Source organism: Arthrobacter sp. UCD-GKA, from assembly GCF_001863355.1.
In the GTDB taxonomy this organism is placed as follows: Bacteria; Actinomycetota; Actinomycetes; order Actinomycetales; family Micrococcaceae; genus Paeniglutamicibacter.
On sequence record NZ_MOLR01000006.1, the window covers coordinates 92,755 to 113,318 of the forward strand.

Here is a 20,564-nt window from a genome sequence, read left to right on the forward strand (position 1 = left end):
ACAGGTGGATGATGGGCGAAGATACGGATCGCGCACGGCTCGAGGGCCAGGTCACTGCGGCCGAGCGGCAGCTGAACATCGTGCGGGACAAGAACCGCCAACTGGACCGGCAGCTGGCCACGGCCGGTGCCAACAACACCCGCCTGGTCGCCATGCTCGAGCGCACCCGCGAGGAAATCCTGAACCTGAAGTCCGGGCTCGAAAAGGACGGGGACACCCCCTTCAGCCACGGCACCGTCGTCGACCTGCACCCGCGCACCCACCCGGTGCCCGGGGTCGCGATCTCCTCGACCGGCGTGCAGTCCGCGGACATCGTCCAGGGCGGGCGCAAGCTGCGCGTGGGCATCTCCCCGCTGCTGGACTTCGCCAAGCTGGCCATCGGCCAGGAGGTGCTGCTGAACGAATCCCTGGTCATCGTCGCCGGGCTCGGCTACGAGAAATCCGGGGAGCTGGTCACCGTCAAGGAGGTCCTGGAGGACCACCGGGTGGTGGCCATGGGGCGTGCCGACGACCAGCGCGTCATCCGCCTGGCCGCACCCCTGGTCAAGGACACCGTGCGCGTCGGTGACGTGCTGACCCTGGACACCCGCACCGGGCTGGGCCTGGAAAAGGTGCACCTCTCCGACATGCAGTCCCTGGTGCTTGAGGAGGTCCCGAACATCTCCTACGCCGACATCGGCGGGCTGTCCGACCAGATCGAGGCGATCCGCGACGCGGTGGAACTTCCGTTCCTGCACCCGGACCTGTACCGCGAGCACGGGCTCACCGCCCCCAAGGGCATCCTGCTCTACGGCCCCCCGGGCTGCGGCAAGACGCTGATCGCCAAGGCCGTCGCGCACTCGCTCTCCGAGCGCACCAACGAACGCAACGGCGACACCGGCACGGCCAAGAGCTACTTCCTGAACATCAAGGGCCCCGAGCTGTTGGACAAGTACGTCGGGGAGACCGAGCGCCACATCCGGCTGATCTTCGCCCGCGCCCGGGAGAAGGCCGCCGGCGGCAACCCCGTGGTGGTGTTCTTCGACGAGATGGACTCGCTGTTCCGCACCCGCGGCACCGGGGTGTCCTCCGACGTGGAGACCACCATCGTCCCGCAGCTGCTCGCCGAGATCGACGGGGTTGAGCGCCTCGACAACGTCATCGTCATCGGCGCCTCCAACCGCGAGGACATGATCGACCCGGCGATCCTGCGCCCGGGCCGATTGGACGTGAAGATCAAGATCCGCCGCCCCGACGCCCAGGGCGCCGCGGAGATCTTCGCCAAGTACCTCACCGCGGATCTGCCGCTGCACCCGGACGACCTGGCCGAACACGGCAACGATGCCGACGCGACGGTGCGCGCCATGATCCAGGCGACCGTCGATGCGATGTACTCCACCGGGGAACAAAACCAGTTCCTCGAGGTCACCTACGCCAACACCGAGACCGAGATCCTCTACTTCAAGGACTTCTCCTCCGGCGCGGTGATCCGCAACGTCGTGGACCGCGCCAAGAAGTCCGCCATCAAGGCGCTGCTCACCGGCGCCGAACGCGGGCTGCGCATGGAGCACCTGCTGGCCGCTGTCGTGGAGGAATTCCACGAGCACGAGGACATGCCCAACACCACCAACCCCGACGACTGGGCGCGGATCTCCGGGCGCAAGGGCGAACGCATCACCTTCATCCGCACCATCGTGGCCGACAAGAACGGGCGCGGCAAGACACTGCAGGCCCCCGGCGCCGACGAGACCGGGCAGTACCTGTGAGCGTCCACCGGGTCATGGGCCTGGAGACCGAGTACGGGGTGCTGGCCCCCTCCATGCCCGGGGCGAACGCCACGATGCTCTCGGCCCAGGTCATCAACGCCTATGCCGCGACCGTCCGCGAGGCCCGCGGAAAGATCGCCGGAACCCGCTGGGACTACGCGGACGAGTCCCCGCTGAACGACGCCCGGGGCTTCACCCAGCCGCGTGCCCAGGCGGACCCCTCCCAGCTCACCGACGTCGAACCGGAACTTGACGCCGAGCAGGTGGCGCTGGCCGGCGGGGACGTGAGGATCGGGGACACCCTCTACGAGGCCGGGCCCTACGACCACGAGGTGCTGATGAACATGGTGCTGGGCAACGGCGCCCGGCTCTACGTGGACCACGCGCACCCGGAGTACTCCTCCCCGGAAACCACCAACCCGTTCGACGCGGTGCTCTGGGACCAGGCCGGGGACCACGTGGCGCTGGCCGCTGTGCGCCGCATCGAGTCGCTGGCCGGGGTGCCGGATGTGCACCTGTACAAGAACAACACCGACAACAAGTCGGTCTCCTACGGGGCGCACGAGAACTACCTGATGCCCCGTTCGGTGCCCTTCGATTCGATCGCCGCGGGGCTGATCCCGTTCTTCGCCACCCGCCAGGTCATCTGCGCCTCCGGGCGGGTGGGCCGTGGCATGCTCGGCTCCTACCCCGGGTTCCAGGTCTCGGCGCGCGCGGACTTCTTCGAGGCGCAGATCGGCCTGGAAACCACCATCCGCCGCCCGATCATCAACACCCGCGACGAGCCGCACGCGCACTGGGAAAAATACCGCCGGCTGCACGTGATCATCGGGGACGCGAACCTCGGGCAAATCTCCACGCTGCTGCGCACCGGCACCACGGCCCTGGTGCTGTCGATGATCGAGGCCGGCACCGCCCCGGAGATCGAGCTGCGCGATCCGGTCGCCGCACTGCAGGCCATCAGCCACGACCCCACACTCACCGCCAAGGTCGAACTGGTTGACGGGCGCCGGCTCACCGCGCTTCAGATCCAGTGGATCTACGCCGAGGCCGCGGCCCGGCACAGCGGCGCCACCGATGCGACCGACGAGGCCACCGTGGAGATCCAGCGGCGCTGGGAGGAAACCCTGCACCAGCTGGAAACCGACGTCTTCTCCGCGGCCTCCACCGTGGACTGGGTGGCCAAGTACAAGCTGATGGGCTCCTACGCGCAGCGCCACGGCCTGGACTTCACCGACCCGCGGATCGCGGCGATGGACCTGCAATGGGCGGACATCCGCCCGGAGAAGGGCCTCTACCACCGGCTGGCCGCACGCGGGCTGGTCGAAACCCTGTATTCCCCGGCGCAGATCGCCCACGCCGCGACCAACCCGCCGGAGGACACCCGCGCGTACTTCCGCGGGCGGGTGCTCAGCCAGTATCCGGAGCACGTGGTGGCGGCCAGCTGGGACTCGGTCTCCTTCACGGTTCCCGGGGGCCGGAAGCTCGAGCGCATCGCGACCCTGGAACCGTTGCGCGGCACCAAGGCCCTGGTCGGGGAGCTGCTGGACCAGGAGTTGTCGATCCGCGAGTTCATTGCCACGCTGCGGAGCTAAAGTCCCTACCCAGTGGCAAGATGTAAGTAACAGCACAACCAAGGGGCCCAGGCCGCGGCGTCGCCGCTACCGGCCCCCGGAGCAGAGGGAAGAGAGCGCAACCGCCATGACACAGGAACACCACTCGGGACAACGCCGCGAAGAAACCCAGGCGCAGGAGCAGGAAGCCACGGCCGCCGCCGGCCAGGACGCCGGGGTCGATGACCTGCTCGACGAGATCGACGGGGTGCTGGAGCAAAACGCGGAGGAATTCGTGCGCGGCTTCATCCAAAAGGGCGGGCAGTGACCGAACTCGGTCCCGGGCCCTCCTTCCTGGAGCACCTGAACCGGGACCGCCCCGACCTGCTGCCCGGCACCCGCGCCGTGCTGCCGGCGGACGCCGGCGCCCAGGTGCCCCACGGAACCACCATCGTCGCTCTGTCCTACGCCGATGGGATCGTGATGGCCGGGGACCGCCGCGCGACCATGGGCAACGTGATCGCCAGCCGCCGCATCGAGAAGGTCTTCGAGACCGACAGCTACTCGGTCATCGGGATCGCCGGCGCGGCGGGCCTGGCCATCGACATCGCCAAGCTCTTCACCGTGGAACTGGAGCACTACGAAAAGATCGAGGGCACCCGCCTGTCCCTGGACGGCAAGGCCAACCGGCTGGCCTCGATGATCCGTTCCAACATGCCCATGGCCCTGCAGGGCATGAGTGTCGTTCCGCTATTTGCCGGCTTCGACACCTTCTCCGGCACCGGGAGGATCTTCTCCTTCGACATCACCGGCGGGCTCTACGAGGAGGTCGAGCACCATTCGATCGGCTCCGGCTCCCCGTATGCCCGGGGCGCGCTGAAGAAGCTCTGGCAGCCCGGCCTCGGCGCCACCGCCGCGGTGCAGGTCGCCGTGGAGGCGCTTTACGACGCCGCCGACGACGACTCGGCCACCGGGGGACCTGACACCGTGCGCGGCCTGTGGCCGGTGGTCTACACCGTGGATGCCACCGGGGCCCACCGCGTCGAGGACGCCATCCTGGCCGACATGGCAGCCGACATCATCGCCACACGCACCGCCAGCGGGAGGGAGTCCTAGATGAGCGCCCAATACTACGTATCGCCCGAACAGCTCATGAAAGACCGGGCGGACTTCGCCCGGAAGGGCATCGCCCGCGGACGGGCCGTTATCACGGCCTCCTGCATCGACGGGATCGCGCTGATCGCGGAGAACCCCTCGGGTTCGCTGCACAAGATCGGGGAGATCTACGACCGCATCGCCTTCGCGGCGGTGGGCAAGTACAACGAGTTCGAGTCCCTGCGCCAGGCCGGGGTGCGCTACGCCGACACCCGCGGCTACTCCTATTCCCGCCACGACGTGACCGGCCGCGGCCTGGCCAGCGTCTACGCCCAGTCCCTGGGTGCGGTGTTCACCGCCGAGGCCAAGCCCTTCGAGGTGGAACTGGCGGTCCTTGAACTCGGGGCGACCCCGCCCGAGGACACGCTGTTCTCGCTGAACTTCGACGGCTCGATCGCCGAACAGCCCGGGCACATCATCATGGGCGGGGACACCCCGGCGCTGCGCGAGGCCTGGAACGCCTACTGGATGGGCAAGGACCTGGCGGCCGCCGGCATCGACGAGGTCATCCGCGCCGCGGCACTGGTGTTGCCGGGCGTGGGGGAGGACCCCGGGGACGCCCACCTCCTGGAGGTCGCGATGCTCGAACGGACCACCTCCACCGGCTCGCACCGCCATTTCCGCCGCCTCGACACCCCCACCATCGCCCGGATACTGGGAGCAGGGAAGTAGACAGAACATGGACCGCAGAATCTTCGGCATCGAAACCGAATACGGGATCAACTATTCGGACCCCACCGGGCGCCCGCTCACGCCGGAGGAATCGGCCCGCTACCTCTTCCGCCGGGTGGTGGCCTGGGGGCGCAGCTCCAACGTGTTCCTGACCAACGGCTCCCGGCTCTACCTGGATGTCGGATCGCACCCCGAATACGCCACGGCCGAATGCGACGAGCTGACCCAGTTGATCGCCCACGACCGGGCCGGGGAAGCGATCCTGAACGACCTGGTGCAAAGCGCCGAGGAACGCATGGCCGCCGACGGCTACAACGGCCGGCTCTACCTGTTCAAGAACAACACCGACACCGCCGGGAACTCCTACGGCTGCCACGAGAACTTCCTGATCCCGCGCAAGCTCGAGTTCGCCCGGCTCGCCGAGATCCTGATCCCGTTCCTGGTCACCCGGCAGCTGATTGCCGGGGCCGGAAAGATCGTGAACATCGAGGGCGAGCCGCTCTACGCGTTCTCGCAGCGCGCCGACCATGTCTGGGAGGGCGTCTCCTCGGCGACCACCCGCTCCCGGCCCATCATCAACACCCGCGACGAGCCGCACGCGGATGCCGAGTACTTCCGCCGCCTGCACGTCATCGTGGGGGACTCGAACATGTCCGAGACCACCCAGCTGGTCAAGCTCGGGGCCACCGACCTGATGCTGCGGATCATCGAGTCGGGAAAGATCATGGAGGATCTACGGCTGGAAAACCCGATCCGCTCCATCCGCGAGATTTCCCACGACTTCAACGGCACCACCATGGTCAGGCTCGCCAACGGCACCGAGCTTTCCGCCCTGGCCCTGCAACGCCGCTTCCTGACCCTGGCCACCGAGTTCGTGGAGCGCGAAGGGGCACACCACGACCAGGTCCCCGCGGTGCTGGACCTGTGGACCCGGACCCTGGATGCCGTGGAATCGGGAAACTTCTCGGGCATCGACACGGAAATCGACTGGGCGATCAAGCACAAGCTGATCACTTCCTACGCCGACCGGCACAACCTGGACATGGGCGCCCAACGCCTGGCCCAGCTGGATCTGACCTACCACGACATCGACACCAAGCGCGGGCTTTTCCACCTGCTGGCGGCCCGCGGGCGCGCCGCCACCGTGGTGGATCCCGCGGACATCGCCTTCGCGGTGGACAACCCGCCGCAAAGCACCCGGGCGAAATTGCGCGGGGACTTTGTGCGGGCCGCCAAGAACGCGGAGCGCGACTTCACCGTGGACTGGGTGCACCTGAAGCTCAACGACCACCCCGGCCAGACGGTGCTGTGCAAGGATCCCTTCGTCAACGAGGACCCGCGGGTCCAGGAGATGATCACCTCGATGGGCGGGTCGCCCCAGGTTGCATCCGGCCGCCTGCAATAAGGAGATTCACAGATTCGGCATTTAGGCTGTTTATAACCTCTTTCGAAAGCTCACCATTCAGTGTGGGTGTTTCAAGTCCCAAAATCCCCAAATGAAAGTTGATTTCGTGCGCAAAGTTATGGCACTCGTTGCAACGGCCTCGTTGCTGCTGGTCACGGCCTGTGGTTCAACCACGACGGCCTCCAGCGGTGACATCGCCCCCTTGGAATCGATCAAGGTCACCCCGGGTTCGGATGATGCGTCCGATCCCACGGTCACCTTCGAAACCCCGCTGGTTGCCACGGCAACCGCGGCCAAGGTCCTCGTCGAGGGCAAGGGCGATCAAATCACGGAAAACCAGAACATCAAGTTCAAGTCCATTGCCTACAAGGCAACGGATGCGAGCCTGCTCGGCTCCGGCTTCGCCGGCGAGCCGGTGACGCTGCCGACCAACGAGGAATTCAAGGCCCAGCTCCCGGCGCTCTACGACACGCTGATGCAGACCAAGGTCGGCTCCTGGATCGCCATGGTCGAACCTGCGGCCGAGGCAGCGGCAACCGGCGGCGCCTCGCCCTCGGCAAGCCCGGAAGCGGCCCCGGCCGAAACCGTGGTTGTGCTCAAGGTCGTCTCCACCGAGGAGATCCCGCCGAAAGCACCGCCGTCCAAGAAGCTCGGCGCCGACGAGGTCAAGAAGCTCAAGGACGCCGGAGCGCTGCCGACCTTCGAGATGAAGGACGGCAAGCCGGCCATCACCATCCCGAAGGACAAGGACGTGCCGGCCGGACTGGTCGTTGACATCGTCAAGGAGGGCACCGGCAAGGTTGCCACCGCCACCTCGAAGGTCTCGGCCAACTACACCGGTGTGAGCTGGGAAGACGGCAAGCAGTTCGACTCGAGCTACGACCGCGGGGCGGCCTCGGACTTCGGCCTCGACGGCGTCATCCCCGGCTGGACCCAGGGCCTGACCGGGCTGAAGGCCGGCACCCAGGTCATGCTGACCATCCCGACGGACCTGGCCTACGACGGGGCCCCTGGAGCCCCCGAGGGCCCGCTGGTGTTCTTCGTGGAGCTCAAGGAAGTAAAGTAGCTAGGACGCTTCTAGCAAACAACCGAAAGGACTTCACCCATGTCTTTTGGACAGCGTGAATACGACCGCACCAAGCCCGAGATCGATTTCCCGGGAACCGATGCCCCGACCGAGCTGAAGATCGAGGACATCGCCGTCGGCGACGGTGCCGAGGTCGTTCCGGGCTCGAACATCTCCGCCCACTACGTCGGCGTGGCTTGGTCCACCGGCGAGGAATTCGACGCCTCCTGGAACCGCGGCGCCCCGCTGGACTTCCGTGCCGGCGTCGGCCAGGTCATCCAGGGCTGGGACCAGGGCCTGATCGGGATGAAGGTCGGCGGCCGCCGCCGCCTGGAAATCCCCTCGGAAATGGCCTACGGTTCCCGTGGCGCCGGCGGGGCCATCGGCCCCAACGAAGCCTTGATCTTCGTCGTGGACCTGGTGGCAGTGCGCTAGGCACGGCTTCACCGATCGACGCCCTTGGCCGTGTTTTCCCATGTTGAACCGGGAAAACACGGCCAAGGGCCGTTAACGCGGCGTTGCATTGGCCCGGGTTCGTCGCCACGGGGTAATCTTGCGGACGTGGCTCAAATTAATTCCGGCGGTCCTTCCCGTGCCGAGAAACTCGTCAGTCTCACCTATGCGTTGATCAACACCCCGCACGGGTATTCCAAGCGTGAGCTGCGCAAGATCGTTGACGACTACCAGGGGCTGAACGACGCCGCCTTCGACAGGAAGTTCGACCGGGACAAGAAGGACCTTCGCGAGATGGGCGTTCCGGTGAAGACCCTGGGCACCGGATCCGACGAACGCTACCTGATCACCCCCGAAAGCTACAGGCTGCCCGAAGTCAGCTTCAGCACCGAGGAAGCCGCGGTGCTGGGCCTGGCGGCACAGCTGTGGAAGGACACCGACCTGGAATCCTCCGCCGCCCGGGCCAACGGCAGGCTCTCGGCCGGCTTGGAAGACACCGGGCACGGGGTCCGGTTCACCGAATACGTCCCGCGCCTGCACGCCGCCGGGCCGGCCTTCGCCGCCTGCCTGGAAGCTGTCTGGGCACACCAGGTAGTCTCCTTCGAGTACTTCGATGCGCAGGGCCGCACCAGCGAACGGACCATCGATGCCTGGGGGATCGGATCCCGCTTCGGGAACTGGTACCTGGTGGGCCTGGACCACAAGCGCCAGGACGTGCGGATGTTCCGGCTCACCCGCATCCTCAGCCCCATCCACACCGGCAAGGCCCACGACTCCCGCCCCGCCGGGTTCTCCATGGCCCAAACCCTGGGCCGGCTGGATCCCGACATCGCCGGGCAGACCGCCAGGATCTCGGTGGCCAAGGACACCGGCTGGGCACTGCGCTCACGCGCCGCATCCATCACCCCGGGCCAGGACCGCGACGAACTTTCCCTGCAATTCCACGATCTCATGGCACTGGCGGCCGACGTGGCCAAGCTTGGCGGCAACGCCCGCGTGCTGGAACCGGCATCGCTGGCGGCCGTGGTGCGCCGGAAGCTCGACGGGGCGCTGGCTGCCTCGAACCTCCCGGTCCCCGACTACAAGCTCGGCAAGCGCCGCAACGCCGGCCGGCCGCCCTCGACCGAGGCCGTGGCACGGAACCTCGACATCATTTCCTACGTGGCCAGCCACGGTTCACCAAGCGTTGTGCAAACGGCCACCCACTTCGGGTTGACTGAAAAGCAGCTGCTGGCCCACCTGCAAACCATCATGATGTGCGGGGTGCCCAACGGCTTGCCCGACGAACTGATCGACGTGGAATGGGAGGCCGGGACCATCAGCATCAACAACGCCGAGGCCCTCAACGCACCGATCAGGCTCAGCCTTCCCGAGGCCGCGACGATGCTCGCGGGACTGGCCTCGCTGCGCGGGCTCCCGGGATTCGAACACGCCGCTGCCGTCGATTCCGCCCACGCGAAGCTGCAGGCCGCCGCCGTCGGATTCGAGGGCCTGGAAGCGGTTTTGTCCATCACCCTGCGCTCCGCCGAGGAAAACGAGATCCATGCAACCCTGGCCCGGGCCATCCGCGAACGCCGGGTTGTCGAACTGACCTACTACAGTGCCTCCAGCGATGCCGTCACCGTCCGGCGGGTCGAGCCGATCCGGCTCCTGGAGAACGCAGGACGCCAGTACCTTCGCGCCTTCTCGATCCCCAACGACGAGATCCGGTCCTTCCGCATCGACCGGATCCAGTCCGCGTCCCTCCCCGGGACTCTCTTCGACTTCGATGCGCAACGGCACGAGGACGAGGCCGACATCTTCTTCACCCCCGGCCCCGCCGACGAGCTCGTGGTCCTGGGCTTTGCCCCGCGGCTGGCGGCCCTGGTGGAGGAGTACGCACCGGAGAGCTGGGCCAAGGCCGGGGAAGAGCACATTGCCGAGATCCGGATGCCCTCCACCTCGACCATGCCGGGCATGGTCGCCTACCACGGCGGGGACCTGCGGGTCATCGGCCCCGATTCCCTGCGCGCCGAGGTCGAGACCTGGCTTCGTGCGGCCGTCGACTCCCAGGAAGTGAAGTAGCGATGTTGCCTTGGTGGTTTTGGGTCCTGCTGTGGACCGTCCTGGCCTTGGCCACGCTGCTCTTCCTGGTGCTGGCCGGGATCAGGCTCTTTCGCGGCTTCATGGCACTGGCCCACGAGGTCGGCGAGGCCATGGACCGCAGCGGCGCCTCGATGGATGCCGAGGCCGAGGACCGCGACTACCCCCAGCCATCCGACAGGACCCCGGCCGGGGTGGCCGCCCTGTTCCAGGCTCCCGATGCCGCACGCCAGGGATACGAGGCCGGCAAGCTTCGTCGCGCCACCGCCCGCCGCAACACACGCGTGAAGCGCAAAGCCCTGCGCGGACAACCCCAGCGCGTAAGCGATTTAGAACTCTTCTGACGTAGACTTAACACGATTGAAAGGTAGGTTCCCCATGGGTGGAATCCAAGGATGGCATCTGGTCATCATCGTAATTTTGGCGCTGCTGCTGTTCGGTGCCCCGAAGCTTCCCGGTTTGGCACGCTCCGTCGGCCAGTCCCTGCGCATCTTCAAGTCCGAGGTCCGCCAGATGAAGGACGACGACAAGGGTCCTGCTGCCGGCGACGAAACCGTCGAGGGCAAGATCGTTGATCCCGACCGTCGTGAGAACAACGCCTAATATTTCGTGAGCGAACAAGAAGCTGCTGCCACCAAGGGGCGGAAGAAAAATCCCGAGGGCCGCATGGCCCTGAAGGAACACCTGGTCGAGGCCAGGAACCGTCTCTTCATATCGCTGATTGCCCTGGTGCTGGGAACGGTCGGAGGGTTCTTCCTCTATGACAATGTCCTCGAGCTGATCATCGCGCCGGTGCGCGCGTACGGCGGCGAAGTCAACTTCACCTCCGTGATGGCACCCTTCGACATCATGCTCAAGACATCGCTCCTCCTGGGCCTGGTCTTCTCCGCGCCCATCTGGATCTACCAGCTCTGGGCCTTCATCGTCCCGGGCCTGAAGAAGAAGGAACGCAACACCGCCATCGGCTTCGCCGCCGCGGCGGCACCGCTGTTCATCCTCGGCGTGGGCATGGCCTACTGGGTGCTTCCGCACGCCCTGAAGTTCTTCATCTCGCTGACCCCGGAAAACGCGCAGTCCTGGCTCACCACCGACACCTACCTCCCGTTCGTCTTCCGCCTGCTGATCGCCTTCGGACTGGCCATGCTGGCTCCGGTGCTGATGGTGGGGCTGAACATGGTCGGAGTGCTCAAGGCCAAGCTGATCATGAAGCACTGGCGCATCACGGTCTTCCTCATTGCCCTCGTGGCAGCCATGGCGGCACCCGGCGGCGATGCGATCACCATGTTTGCGCTGGCCGGCCCGCTGTTCGTGACCTTTGCGACGGCAACGCTGATCTGCCACCTGAACGACAAGAAGCGCGACAAGAAACGTGCACAACTTGAGGCGGAAAACGCCGCCAACGCAGGCGAGGGGTCCAGCATTCCCGACTCGCCGGATCTTCCATAGGAACGCGCGCGTCCGCAACACGGACGCGGGCGCACCTACTACCCTCCTGAAAGGGGTCGCAGCGTGAGCATGCCGGCCGAGCGATACACCGCAGCCAAGGAACAACCGCAGGAGGAAGGAACCGGGCTTGCCGAGTTCCGCGCCACCCTGGGCTTCGACCTTGATCCCTTCCAGGAAGAGGCCTGCCGTGCCGTTGCCACCGGTTCCGGTGTGCTGGTCGCCGCCCCGACGGGCGCGGGAAAGACCGTGGTCGGCGAATTCGCCATCTTCCAGGCGCTGCGTTCCGGCCGCAAGGCCTTCTACACCACACCCATCAAGGCGCTGAGCAACCAGAAGTACTCCGACCTCGTGGCCACCTACGGCCCCGAGCGGGTCGGGCTGCTCACCGGGGACATGACCATCAACGGCGAGGCCGAGATCGTTGTCATGACCACCGAGGTGCTCCGCAACATGCTCTACGCGGACTCAGACACCCTCGACTCGCTCGGATTCGTGGTCATGGACGAGGTCCATTACCTGGCCGACAAATTCCGCGGGGCCGTGTGGGAAGAAGTGATTATCCACCTGCGCGACGACGTCCAGGTGATCTCGCTGTCGGCCACGGTCTCCAACGCCGAGGAATTCGGCGGCTGGCTCGACACCGTGCGTGGGGACACCAGCATCATCGTCTCCGAGCACCGCCCCATCCCTTTGTTCCAGCACGTCATGGTCGGCGGCCGGCTCCTTGACCTGTTCGCCGAGGACGTGTCCTTCGACCAGGTCGCCAATGCACCGGAGCGCGCCGCGGAGGTCAACCCCGAGCTGACCAAGATGGCACACCGCGCCATGGCCGGCCCACGCTCGCAGCGCGGCCGCTCGCGCCGTGGCGGGGGATCATGGGGGGCGCAGCGCGAGCAGCTCAGCACCCGGGTTTCGCGCCCCGACATGATCATGGCCCTTGACCAGGCAGGGCTGCTGCCCTTGCTGGTGTTCATCTTCTCCCGCAACGGCTGCGACGCGGCCGTTGCGCAGTGCGTGCGTTCGGGCCTGGCCCTGACCACCATCGCCGAGGCCACCGAAATCGAGCAGAGCATCGACCTGGTGGCGCACAAGCTGCCGCCGGACGACTTGGAGGTGCTGGGCTTCTGGCCATGGCGCGAGGGCCTGATGCGCGGCTTCGCGGCCCACCATGCCGGGTTGCTGCCGATCTTCAAGGAAGTCGTCGAAGACCTCTTCGTCCGCGGCTTGGTCAAGGCCGTGTTCGCCACCGAAACACTGGCACTGGGCGTGAACATGCCCGCCCGTTCGGTGGTCATGGAAAAGCTGGAGAAATTCAACGGCGAATCACACGTGGCCATCACCGCGGGGGAGTACACCCAGCTGACGGGCCGCGCCGGGCGCCGCGGCATCGACGTCGAGGGCCACGCGGTGGTGCTGTGGCAGCAGGACACCGACCCGGCCGCAGTGGCCGGGCTCGCCTCGAAGCGGACCTACCCGTTGAACTCGAGCTTCCGTCCCACCTACAACATGTCGCTGAACCTGACCTCGCAATTCGGCAGGGAACGGGCCCGCGGCATCCTGGAGACCTCCTTCGCCCAGTTCCAGGCCGACCGCTCCGTGGTGGGCATGGCCCGCCAGGTCCGCTCCCGCGAGGAATCGCTGGCGGGGTACAAGAAGTCGATGACCTGCCACCTGGGGGATTTCACCGAGTACGCGGTGCTGCGGGCCGAGTTGTCCACGGCCGAAAAAGACGCGGCGAAAACCATATCCCGGCTGCGCCGCGCGTCGGCGACCGAATCCCTGGAATCCCTGGTCCGCGGCGACATCATCGAGGTCACCGGCACCCGGCGGCTCGGGCGCTGCGTGGTCATCGAACAGGATTCGGCCTGGAACGACCCGCGCCCCACGGTGCTGACCGAGGACAAGCACATCCGCCGTGTCGGCGTCCAGGACCTCAACGGCCCGGTCGAGGTCATCTCCCGGATCCGGATCCCCAAGGGCTTCACCGGGCGCAGCCCCAAGGAACGCAGGGACCTGGCCGCCTCGCTGCACAGCGCGCTGGCCGAGTCCCGCCCGCCGCGCGAGGACGCCCCGGAGTACAGGTTCACCGGCAGCGACGAGGAGGAAGCCCGCATCACCCAGCTGCGCGCCACCCTGAAGGCGCACCCCTGCCACGGGTGCCCGGAACGCGAAGACCACGCCCGCTGGGGCGAGCGCTACTCCAAGCTCTTGCGCGACACCAACAAGCTGCGCTCCCAGATCAGTGGCCGCACCAACACCATTTCCAAGACCTTCGACAAGGTGGCCAAGGTGCTGGAGGACTTCGAGTACCTGGTGCCCGCGTCCGACGACCTGGGCCAGGCCCAGATCACCGCCGCCGGGCAGCGGCTGCGCCGCATCTACGGCGAACGCGACCTGCTGACCTCGCTGGTCATGGAGACCGGGGCCATGAACGAAATGACCGCGGAGGAGCTGGCCGGGTTCATCTCCGCCTTGGTCTTCCAGGCGAGGCGCGAAGACCACGGGCCCGACCCGCGCATGCCCACCACGAAGATCCAGATCGCCTGGGAAGCGTCGGTGAACCTGTGGTCGCGGCTCTCGGATGTCGAGGCGAATGCCGGGCTGCCCGAGACCGCCGCCCCGGATTCCGGGCTGATCTGGCCGATCTACAAGTGGGCGCGGGGCTCGGACCTGCGCGAGTGCCTGCGCGGCACGGACCTGGCGGCCGGGGACTTCGTGCGCTGGGCCAAGCAGGTCATCGACGTGCTGGACCAGCTGGCCAAGATCCCCGACCTGGATGCGGGATTGGCCCGGTCCTGCAACCGCGCGGTCCAACGCGTCCGCCGCGGGGTCGTCTCCTATTCAAACGTGGTCGACTAGGACCACACTCTCCCGGGCCCGGCCCGGCATCTGTTGGATCGAAGCACGCCGAGGGATTTTCGTGCGTGCCAGCTTAAAGCAAAGGTAAGAAATGTCTGTTGAGTTGTACCGCAATGGTTCCATCTATTCCCCGGCCGATCCCTTTGCGACCGCCATGCTGGTCGAGGACGGCACCGTGGCGTGGATCGGGACCGAATCCGCCGCCGGCGCGCTGCTGGATGCGCGGATAACGGAGATCGATTTGCAAGGCGCACTCATCACCCCGGCCTTCGTGGACTCCCACGTCCACCTGGGTTCGCTCGGTGCCTCGCTCAACGGACTGGACCTGGGCAATGCCCGCAGCACCGGCGAGGTGCTCGAGGCCGTCGCCGCGGCGGCGCAGGGCAGCGGCCTGCTCCTCGGCGCCGGCTGGGACGAATCGACCTTTGGCGACGGCACGCTGCCCACCAGCGAGCAGTTGCAGCAGGCGGCTCCCGACCGCGAGGTCTACCTGGCGCGCGTCGACGTGCATTCGGCCCTCATCAGTCCCAAGCTGGCCATGCGCTTCGGCCTGTCCGAAGGTCTCGAATACACCGGCGCCCTGGTCCGCGGGAAGGCCCACGGGCGCATCCGGGATGCGATCTTCGCCTTTGACGAAGCCACCAACTCCGAAAACCGCAATCGCGCCCTGGCGCACCTGGCCTCCACCGGGCACGGAACGGTCGTGGAGATGGCTGCCGGGCAGATCTCCGGCCGCGCGGACCTCGAGGCGCTGCTGGCCCGCACCGACGCGGACAAGGCCGCAACACCCGAGGTCTTCGCCTACTGGGCGGAACTCGTGGGCACCGAGGAAGAAGCCCGCACGCTGCTGGCCTCGTTCAATTCCGCTGCGGTCGTCGGACTGGGCGGGGACCTGAACATCGACGGTTCGATCGGTTCGCGCACCGCGTTGCTGCGCGAGGACTACGCAGACGCCGCCGGCGAACGGGGCACCTCCTACCTAGGCGTCGAACAGATCAGCGCGCACGTCGCGGCGTGTTCACTGGCCGGGATCCAGGCTTCCTTCCACGTCATCGGCGATGCCGGTCTCGACGTGGCCCTCGAGGGCTTTGCCAAGGCGGCCGAATCCGTGGGACTGGCCAAGGTCCAGGCCGGGCGGCACCGCCTGGAGCACGTGGAAATGGTCGATGCGGCCGCACGCGGCCGCATGCTGGACTTCGCTCTGACCGCATCCATGCAGCCGGGCTTCGATGCTGCCTGGGGAGGGGCAGGGGGGCTGTACACCCAGCGCCTGGGCGATGCCCGGGCGGCGGCCATGAACGGCGTTGGACAGTTCCTCTCGGCCGGGGTCCCGGTGGTCATCGGCTCCGATGCCCCTGTCACCGCGGCCAGCCCGTGGGCAGCGGTGAAGGCCTGCCTGGAATTGAGCGATCCGCAGGCACGGATCTCGGCCAGGGCGGCTTTCATGGCCCACACCCGCTCCGGTTTCCGTGCCCTGGGATCGCCGAACCCGATGGCGGGGCAGTTGGTCAACGGCGCCGAGGCCACGTTTGCGGTATGGGATGCCACCGAGCTTTCCGTACAGACACCGGACCTTCGTGTCTCGTCCTGGAGCACCGATGCCCGCGCCGGCACCCCGATGCTCCCGGTGCTGGAAGACGAGCTGCCCAATTGCCTGCGCACGGTGCGTGCCGGCAACGTGATTTTCGACGCGATGGGCGGAGCCTAGGCGGACCGGGGCTCCCCCGCCGTTGGGTTCAGAGAAAAAGTGTTTTGGCAAGGCCGGAATCGAAGTATTTGCGCGAGGCCTCGTCAAGTTCCTTGAATGCTGGTCAGCGCGCCATATATCGGTTGACCTGATTGAATTCACGTAGCCAGTGGTCCGGAAACGGTTGACAGCTAAAAACTGGACGGTAGGCTGTTACCAGTGTCTGATCCTTCGATCCGGCTTACCGGTATTCCGGTCCGCAAGAACAAATTGACCCCGTTGGCATTAGATAACACCTTCCTGGCCGCTCGTCGGCCGGGAGGGACGGACCGAAGCCGCGGGGTCGATTTGTGTGTCCGGCCGGTGGGTCGAATCGTCTTGCGCGTCACACGGCTGGGAGCCGGGTTTCGGGGGAGCGGTTGCGTATAATTGTGCACTGACCCCCACCCGATCCCTGAAACCAGTCGCAGCGGGTTAACCCTACGCGGCACCTTGGTACCTGGCCCCTTGCGGCCTTTTTCCGCGGATCGTTCCATCAGCAGAAAGGGACTGCCGCGTGCGCGTAGTCACGATCATTCCGACCTACAACGAGCTTGAATCGCTGCCCATCACCGTGGGCCGCTTGCGTGCCGCGGTGCCTGATTCGGATGTCTTGATCGTTGACGACAATTCCCCGGACGGCACCGGCGCCCTGGCAGACAAGATGGCTGCCGAGGACAAATCCATCCACGTCATGCACCGCACGGGCAAGGCCGGCCTGGGCGCCGCCTACCTGGCCGGGTTCCGCTGGGCCTTGGACGCCGGGTACGACGTCCTGGTGGAGATGGATGCCGATGGTTCACACAAGCCCGAGCAGCTTCCCCTGCTGCTGGCGGAAATCCCCAAGGGCGCTGACCTGGTCATCGGTTCGCGCTGGGTCAAGGGCGGCTCGGTCGTCAACTGGCCGCTGCACCGCAAGATGATTTCCCGCGTGGGCAGCTTCTACTCCCGCACCATGCTGGGCGTGAACCTGCGCGACATCACCGCCGGCTTCCGCGCGTTCCGCCGCGAGACCCTCGAGGCCCTGGACTTCAACGCCATCGAGTCGGTGGGCTATGGCTTCCAGGTCGACATGACCTTCCGCGTGGCCCAGCTGGGCAAGAAGATCGTCGAGGTGCCGATCACCTTCGTCGAACGCGAACTTGGCGTCTCGAAGATGAGCGGAAACATCGTTGTCGAGGCCATGCTGAACGTGACCCGGTGGGGCCTGAGCGCCCGCTGGAAGAAGCTCACCGGACGCAAGTAGTACCCGCCGGCCGCATCCCGGATGCGGCCGGACATGGCGAGGGCCCGAATGGATCATCCATTCGGGCCCTCGCCATTGCAGCAAACAGAGGGGTGTTGTTAGCCCTTCAATGCTGCCTGGGCTGCACCACGGGTGGCGCGCAACTTGTCCAGGCGATCCTTCAGGATCGTTTCCAGTTCTTCGACGGACCGGCGCTCGAGGAGCATGTCCCAGTGGGTGCGCACCGGCTTCTCGTTGGTCTCCTCCGGCTGTGCGTCGCCGTTGACCAGCGATGCAATCTTGCCGGTCTTGGAAGTCCAGGTTGCCGGGATGTCTGCCTCTGCGGCAAAAATCACGAACACCTGCTCGCCGTCTTCGCAACGGTATTCAACGCGCTGGCGCGCTGCTGGCTCGACGCCAGCCTCAGTTTCCATGCTCTGTGCGCCAAGGCGCATTCCTCGCAGGCTGCGATCGCTCATATTGTCTCCCTACTGCGATTACATACGGGTTCGGCTACCGATTTCAACGTCCCGGTCCAGCATAAAATTCCCGCGGGGCGCAAGTCTCGAAGTTTCCATTATACGGCCCAAACGCGGCTTCGGGCGGGCATCCTCGCTTGTGAGGTCGCCCGCCCGATATTTTGCCGCCTGAAACAGGCCGTTACATCAGGGTGCTGCTGGTGCCTTCCGGCTTCTGGTCGTCGTCCGGGCCTTCGTTGAAGTTGCCCAATGCGCCGCCGATCCCCTTCAGGGCCTCGCCGACCTCGCTGGGAATGATCCACAGTTTGTTGGCGGTGCCTTCGGCGATCTTCGGCAGCATCTGCAGGTACTGGTAGGCCAGCAGCTTCTGGTCCGGCTTTCCGGCGTGGATCGCGTCGAAGACCTTCTGGATGGCCGCCGACTCGCCGTCGGCACGCAGGATGGCCGCCTTGGCGTCGCCCTCCGCTTTCAGGATGGATGCCTGGCGTTGGCCTTCGGCGGTGAGGATTGCCGACTGCTTGGTGCCTTCGGCGGTGAGGATCGCGGCACGGCGGTCGCGCTCGGCGCGCATCTGCTTCTCCATGGAGTCCTGGATCGACAGCGGTGGATCGATGGCCTTGAGTTCGACACGGGAGACGCGGATGCCCCACTTGCCGGTGGCCTCGTCAAGGACGCCACGCAGCTGGCCGTTGATCTGGTCGCGGCTGGTCAGTGCCTCTTCGAGGTTCAGCCCGCCGACGACGTTACGAAGCGTGGTGGTTGTCAGCTGCTCCACAGCCTGGATGTAGTTGGCGATTTCGTAGGTCGCTGCACGCGGCTCGGTGATCTGGAAGTAGACCACGGTGTCGATGGAGACCACCAGGTTGTCCTCCGTAATCACCGGCTGCGGCGGAAAGCTCACAACCTGTTCGCGAAGGTCCAGCATCGGCAGCAAACGGTCAACAAACGGAATCAAGATCGTCAGCCCGGGAAGCAATGTGCGATGGTACTTGCCCAGCCGCTCCACGATCCCGGCCCGCGCCTGCGGCACGATGCGCACGGAGCGCAGCAGCACGATGATCACGAAGATTGCCAGTACTACCAGGACGACCGTGAGGCCAAGGCCCGATGTTTGCATCTCTTCTCTCTTTCGTTGGGGCGCCATGTTCCAGACGCCGAAAACTTGTCTGGGAGTTGCTAGTCCAGGCCGGGCATTTGGGTGCGCAGCGTGATGTAGGCCGTTGCCCCTTCGATGCGGACCACCGAACCGTAGGTTCCCGGCTGCAGCGCAACATCGTCGTCGGTTCGCGCCGACCAGGTCTCTCCGCCGATCTTTGCGCGTCCATTCATCCTGGAGGTGGGCTCCAGGACCAGTGCGTCTTCACCGATGAGCCGATCGACATTGGTGCGCAGCCCTTCCGGATCCTTGCGCAGGTGCCGCAGTGCGATGGGACGCACGAGCATGATCATGAGCAGGGACGTAATGCTGAAGACCACCATCTGCAACCAGAATTCCCCGCCAAGCAGCGCAACGGCCACGCCGCCCAGGGCCCCGACCCCAAGCATGATGAAGTACAGGTCGAGGGAGATCATTTCGATGATGGCCAGCAAGAGGAAGAGCGCCAGCCAAACGACCCATGCGTTCGTTATGAGCCAGTCGTACATTGTTGCCCCCTAAGTCAAGATGTGTTGGATACACACCAACCTCCATGCCTTCCATTTTGCCCGATGGGCATGCCAAATCGAATCAGCACAAGGGACGATGTTCCCGAGCTGGCCCCTCATCACTGCGATGAGGGACCGCCCGGCGACGGCGTTATGGGCGCTTAGTCGATCTTGCGGAATTCCTGGATGCGGAACGCCGCGGTGACCAGGGTGGCACTTCCGGAATCCGCCAGGCGGATGCGCAGGGTTTCGGGGTCCAGGTGGTGTCCGGCCGGGCCCATCATGGCCAGCTCGAAGGCGGCCTCCGGATCCAGCACCAGGGGGATCTTGACCTCCTCGGTGGCGCGAAGTTCGAAGCCCCCGCCCATCGAGGCCACGACGCCCGCGGCCTTGTCGGCGGCGATCCCCAGCAGCCCCAGCAGGGCCGCGCCCTCGGCCAGGTGGCCGGGCAGCGGGGTCACGACCAGGGCGGTTCCGCCCGGACGCAGCACCCGGGCGAATTCGGCACCGTTGTGCGGGGAGAAGATGTTGAGCACGACATCGAAGGATTCGTCTTCCAGCGGCAGTTCGCGCCACAGGTCCCACACCAATGCCAGGGTGTCGGGGAGCTTCGCCGCGCGGCGCATTGCGTAGCGGGAGATGTCCAGGGCCACGGCGCTGGCTGCCGAAGTCCCGGGCAGGGCCTGGAGAACCTGGCGGAGGTAGTAGCCGGTCCCGGCACCCGCATCGAGTATCCGGGGGTGCTCGATTCCCTGCAGGGCGTTGCGGACCCGGTGGCCCAGGGCCTCGGCCAGGGACTCGTAGTGCCCGGCGTCCAGGAAGGAGGCCCGGGCAGCGACCATGGGGGCCCCGTCCTCGGTGAAGTTGGTTCCCTTGCCGGTGAGCAGGTTGAAATAGCCCTGCTTCGCGGCGTCGAAGCCGTGCCCGGCCTCGCAGCCCAGGCGCGCCGGGCGGCCCGGGCGGTGCTGCAGGGACAGCCCCGACTTGCAGACGGGGCAGCGAAGCCCCGAATCGAGAGGTGTTGGCTGCTGCACGTGTGTCCTTCGTCTCAGGT

Annotated in this window: 19 protein-coding genes; 15 read left to right on the plus strand and 4 right to left on the minus strand. The window is 66.3% G+C overall.

Annotation, left to right across the window (positions count from 1 at the left end):
- Nucleotides 1–8: 8 nt before the first annotated feature.
- The 15 genes from arc (at nt 9) to BLJ79_RS12105 (ending at nt 17,408) form a co-directional block, all read left to right on the plus strand.
- Nucleotides 9–1,745: a proteasome ATPase gene (arc, locus tag BLJ79_RS12035; protein WP_083411248.1), complete on the plus strand. Its 1,737-nt coding sequence runs from the start codon at nt 9–11 to the stop codon at nt 1,743–1,745.
- 14 nt (nt 1,746–1,759) lie between these two features.
- Nucleotides 1,760–3,340, plus strand: coding sequence for a depupylase/deamidase Dop (gene dop / locus BLJ79_RS12040; protein WP_083411249.1), 1,581 nt, complete (start codon nt 1,760–1,762; stop codon nt 3,338–3,340).
- 106 nt (nt 3,341–3,446) lie between these two features.
- The gene (locus BLJ79_RS12045; protein WP_071214990.1) at nt 3,447–3,626 is read left to right on the plus strand and encodes a ubiquitin-like protein Pup; all 180 of its coding nucleotides are present in this window, start codon (nt 3,447–3,449) and stop codon (nt 3,624–3,626) included.
- Nucleotides 3,623–4,414, plus strand: a complete 792-nt coding sequence (gene prcB, locus BLJ79_RS12050; RefSeq protein WP_071214991.1) for a proteasome subunit beta — start codon at nt 3,623–3,625, stop codon at nt 4,412–4,414. The genes BLJ79_RS12045 and prcB overlap by 4 nt, the downstream gene beginning before the upstream one ends.
- Nucleotides 4,415–5,125 carry a proteasome subunit alpha gene (gene prcA, locus BLJ79_RS12055; RefSeq protein ID WP_071214992.1) on the plus strand — a complete coding sequence of 237 codons (711 nt, stop codon included), beginning with the start codon at nt 4,415–4,417 and terminating at the stop codon, nt 5,123–5,125.
- A 7-nt stretch (nt 5,126–5,132) separates the two neighbouring features.
- Nucleotides 5,133–6,530 carry a Pup--protein ligase gene (gene pafA, locus BLJ79_RS12060; RefSeq protein ID WP_071214993.1) on the plus strand — a complete coding sequence of 466 codons (1,398 nt, stop codon included), beginning with the start codon at nt 5,133–5,135 and terminating at the stop codon, nt 6,528–6,530.
- A gap of 106 nt (nt 6,531–6,636) precedes the next feature.
- Nucleotides 6,637–7,596 (plus strand): FKBP-type peptidyl-prolyl cis-trans isomerase, encoded by a 960-nt coding sequence (locus BLJ79_RS12065; RefSeq protein WP_175475471.1) that lies wholly within the window; start codon nt 6,637–6,639, stop codon nt 7,594–7,596.
- Between the two features lie 39 nt (nt 7,597–7,635).
- A complete protein-coding gene (locus BLJ79_RS12070; protein ID WP_071214995.1) occupies nt 7,636–8,031 on the plus strand; it encodes an FKBP-type peptidyl-prolyl cis-trans isomerase in 396 nt (131 codons plus the stop codon).
- 126 nt (nt 8,032–8,157) lie between these two features.
- Nucleotides 8,158–10,113, plus strand: coding sequence for a helix-turn-helix transcriptional regulator (locus BLJ79_RS12075; protein WP_139194842.1), 1,956 nt, complete (start codon nt 8,158–8,160; stop codon nt 10,111–10,113).
- A gap of 2 nt (nt 10,114–10,115) precedes the next feature.
- Nucleotides 10,116–10,475, plus strand: coding sequence for a hypothetical protein (locus BLJ79_RS12080; RefSeq protein WP_139194843.1), 360 nt, complete (start codon nt 10,116–10,118; stop codon nt 10,473–10,475).
- A gap of 34 nt (nt 10,476–10,509) precedes the next feature.
- Nucleotides 10,510–10,734, plus strand: a complete 225-nt coding sequence (gene tatA / locus BLJ79_RS12085) for a Sec-independent protein translocase subunit TatA (protein ID WP_071214997.1) — start codon at nt 10,510–10,512, stop codon at nt 10,732–10,734.
- Between the two features lie 6 nt (nt 10,735–10,740).
- Nucleotides 10,741–11,577: a twin-arginine translocase subunit TatC gene (gene tatC / locus BLJ79_RS12090; RefSeq protein ID WP_342592443.1), complete on the plus strand. Its 837-nt coding sequence runs from the start codon at nt 10,741–10,743 to the stop codon at nt 11,575–11,577.
- A 69-nt stretch (nt 11,578–11,646) separates the two neighbouring features.
- On the plus strand, nt 11,647–14,436 hold the full coding sequence (locus BLJ79_RS12095) for a DEAD/DEAH box helicase (protein WP_071214999.1): 2,790 nt from the start codon (nt 11,647–11,649) through the stop codon (nt 14,434–14,436).
- Between the two features lie 91 nt (nt 14,437–14,527).
- Complete coding sequence (locus BLJ79_RS12100) at nt 14,528–16,144, plus strand: amidohydrolase (RefSeq protein WP_071215000.1); 1,617 nt, start codon at nt 14,528–14,530, stop codon at nt 16,142–16,144.
- A gap of 535 nt (nt 16,145–16,679) precedes the next feature.
- Nucleotides 16,680–17,408, plus strand: coding sequence for a polyprenol monophosphomannose synthase (locus BLJ79_RS12105; RefSeq protein WP_071215001.1), 729 nt, complete (start codon nt 16,680–16,682; stop codon nt 17,406–17,408).
- Nucleotides 17,409–17,506: 98 nt separating this feature from the next.
- On the opposite strand, the gene BLJ79_RS12110 is transcribed toward BLJ79_RS12105, so the two are convergent.
- The 4 genes from BLJ79_RS12110 to BLJ79_RS12125 form a co-directional block, all read right to left on the minus strand.
- Nucleotides 17,507–17,866 (minus strand): RNA polymerase-binding protein RbpA, encoded by a 360-nt coding sequence (locus BLJ79_RS12110; RefSeq protein WP_071215002.1) that lies wholly within the window; start codon nt 17,864–17,866, stop codon nt 17,507–17,509.
- 181 nt (nt 17,867–18,047) lie between these two features.
- Nucleotides 18,048–18,983 (minus strand): SPFH domain-containing protein, encoded by a 936-nt coding sequence (locus BLJ79_RS12115; RefSeq protein ID WP_071215003.1) that lies wholly within the window; start codon nt 18,981–18,983, stop codon nt 18,048–18,050.
- A 59-nt stretch (nt 18,984–19,042) separates the two neighbouring features.
- A complete protein-coding gene (locus BLJ79_RS12120; RefSeq protein WP_071215004.1) occupies nt 19,043–19,510 on the minus strand; it encodes an NfeD family protein in 468 nt (155 codons plus the stop codon).
- A gap of 161 nt (nt 19,511–19,671) precedes the next feature.
- Nucleotides 19,672–20,544 carry a methyltransferase domain-containing protein gene (locus BLJ79_RS12125; protein WP_071215005.1) on the minus strand — a complete coding sequence of 291 codons (873 nt, stop codon included), beginning with the start codon at nt 20,542–20,544 and terminating at the stop codon, nt 19,672–19,674.
- Nucleotides 20,545–20,564: the final 20 nt, after the last annotated feature.

Excerpts from the sequence above, each read along its gene's own strand:
- arc (WP_083411248.1), top strand. The coding sequence starts at position 9 with ATGATGGGCGAAGATACGGATCGCGCACGGCTCGAGGGCCAGGTCACT.
- dop (WP_083411249.1), top strand. The coding sequence starts at position 1,760 with ATGGGCCTGGAGACCGAGTACGGGGTGCTGGCCCCCTCCATGCCCGGG.
- BLJ79_RS12045 (WP_071214990.1), top strand. The coding sequence starts at position 3,447 with ATGACACAGGAACACCACTCGGGACAACGCCGCGAAGAAACCCAGGCG.
- prcA (WP_071214992.1), top strand. The coding sequence starts at position 4,415 with ATGAGCGCCCAATACTACGTATCGCCCGAACAGCTCATGAAAGACCGG.
- pafA (WP_071214993.1), top strand. The coding sequence starts at position 5,133 with ATGGACCGCAGAATCTTCGGCATCGAAACCGAATACGGGATCAACTAT.
- BLJ79_RS12070 (WP_071214995.1), top strand. The coding sequence starts at position 7,636 with ATGTCTTTTGGACAGCGTGAATACGACCGCACCAAGCCCGAGATCGAT.
- BLJ79_RS12080 (WP_139194843.1), top strand. The coding sequence starts at position 10,116 with ATGTTGCCTTGGTGGTTTTGGGTCCTGCTGTGGACCGTCCTGGCCTTG.
- tatA (WP_071214997.1), top strand. The coding sequence starts at position 10,510 with ATGGGTGGAATCCAAGGATGGCATCTGGTCATCATCGTAATTTTGGCG.
- BLJ79_RS12095 (WP_071214999.1), top strand. The coding sequence starts at position 11,647 with ATGCCGGCCGAGCGATACACCGCAGCCAAGGAACAACCGCAGGAGGAA.
- BLJ79_RS12100 (WP_071215000.1), top strand. The coding sequence starts at position 14,528 with ATGTCTGTTGAGTTGTACCGCAATGGTTCCATCTATTCCCCGGCCGAT.
- BLJ79_RS12110 (WP_071215002.1), bottom strand. The coding sequence starts at position 17,866 with ATGAGCGATCGCAGCCTGCGAGGAATGCGCCTTGGCGCACAGAGCATG.
- BLJ79_RS12115 (WP_071215003.1), bottom strand. The coding sequence starts at position 18,983 with ATGCAAACATCGGGCCTTGGCCTCACGGTCGTCCTGGTAGTACTGGCA.
- BLJ79_RS12120 (WP_071215004.1), bottom strand. The coding sequence starts at position 19,510 with ATGTACGACTGGCTCATAACGAACGCATGGGTCGTTTGGCTGGCGCTC.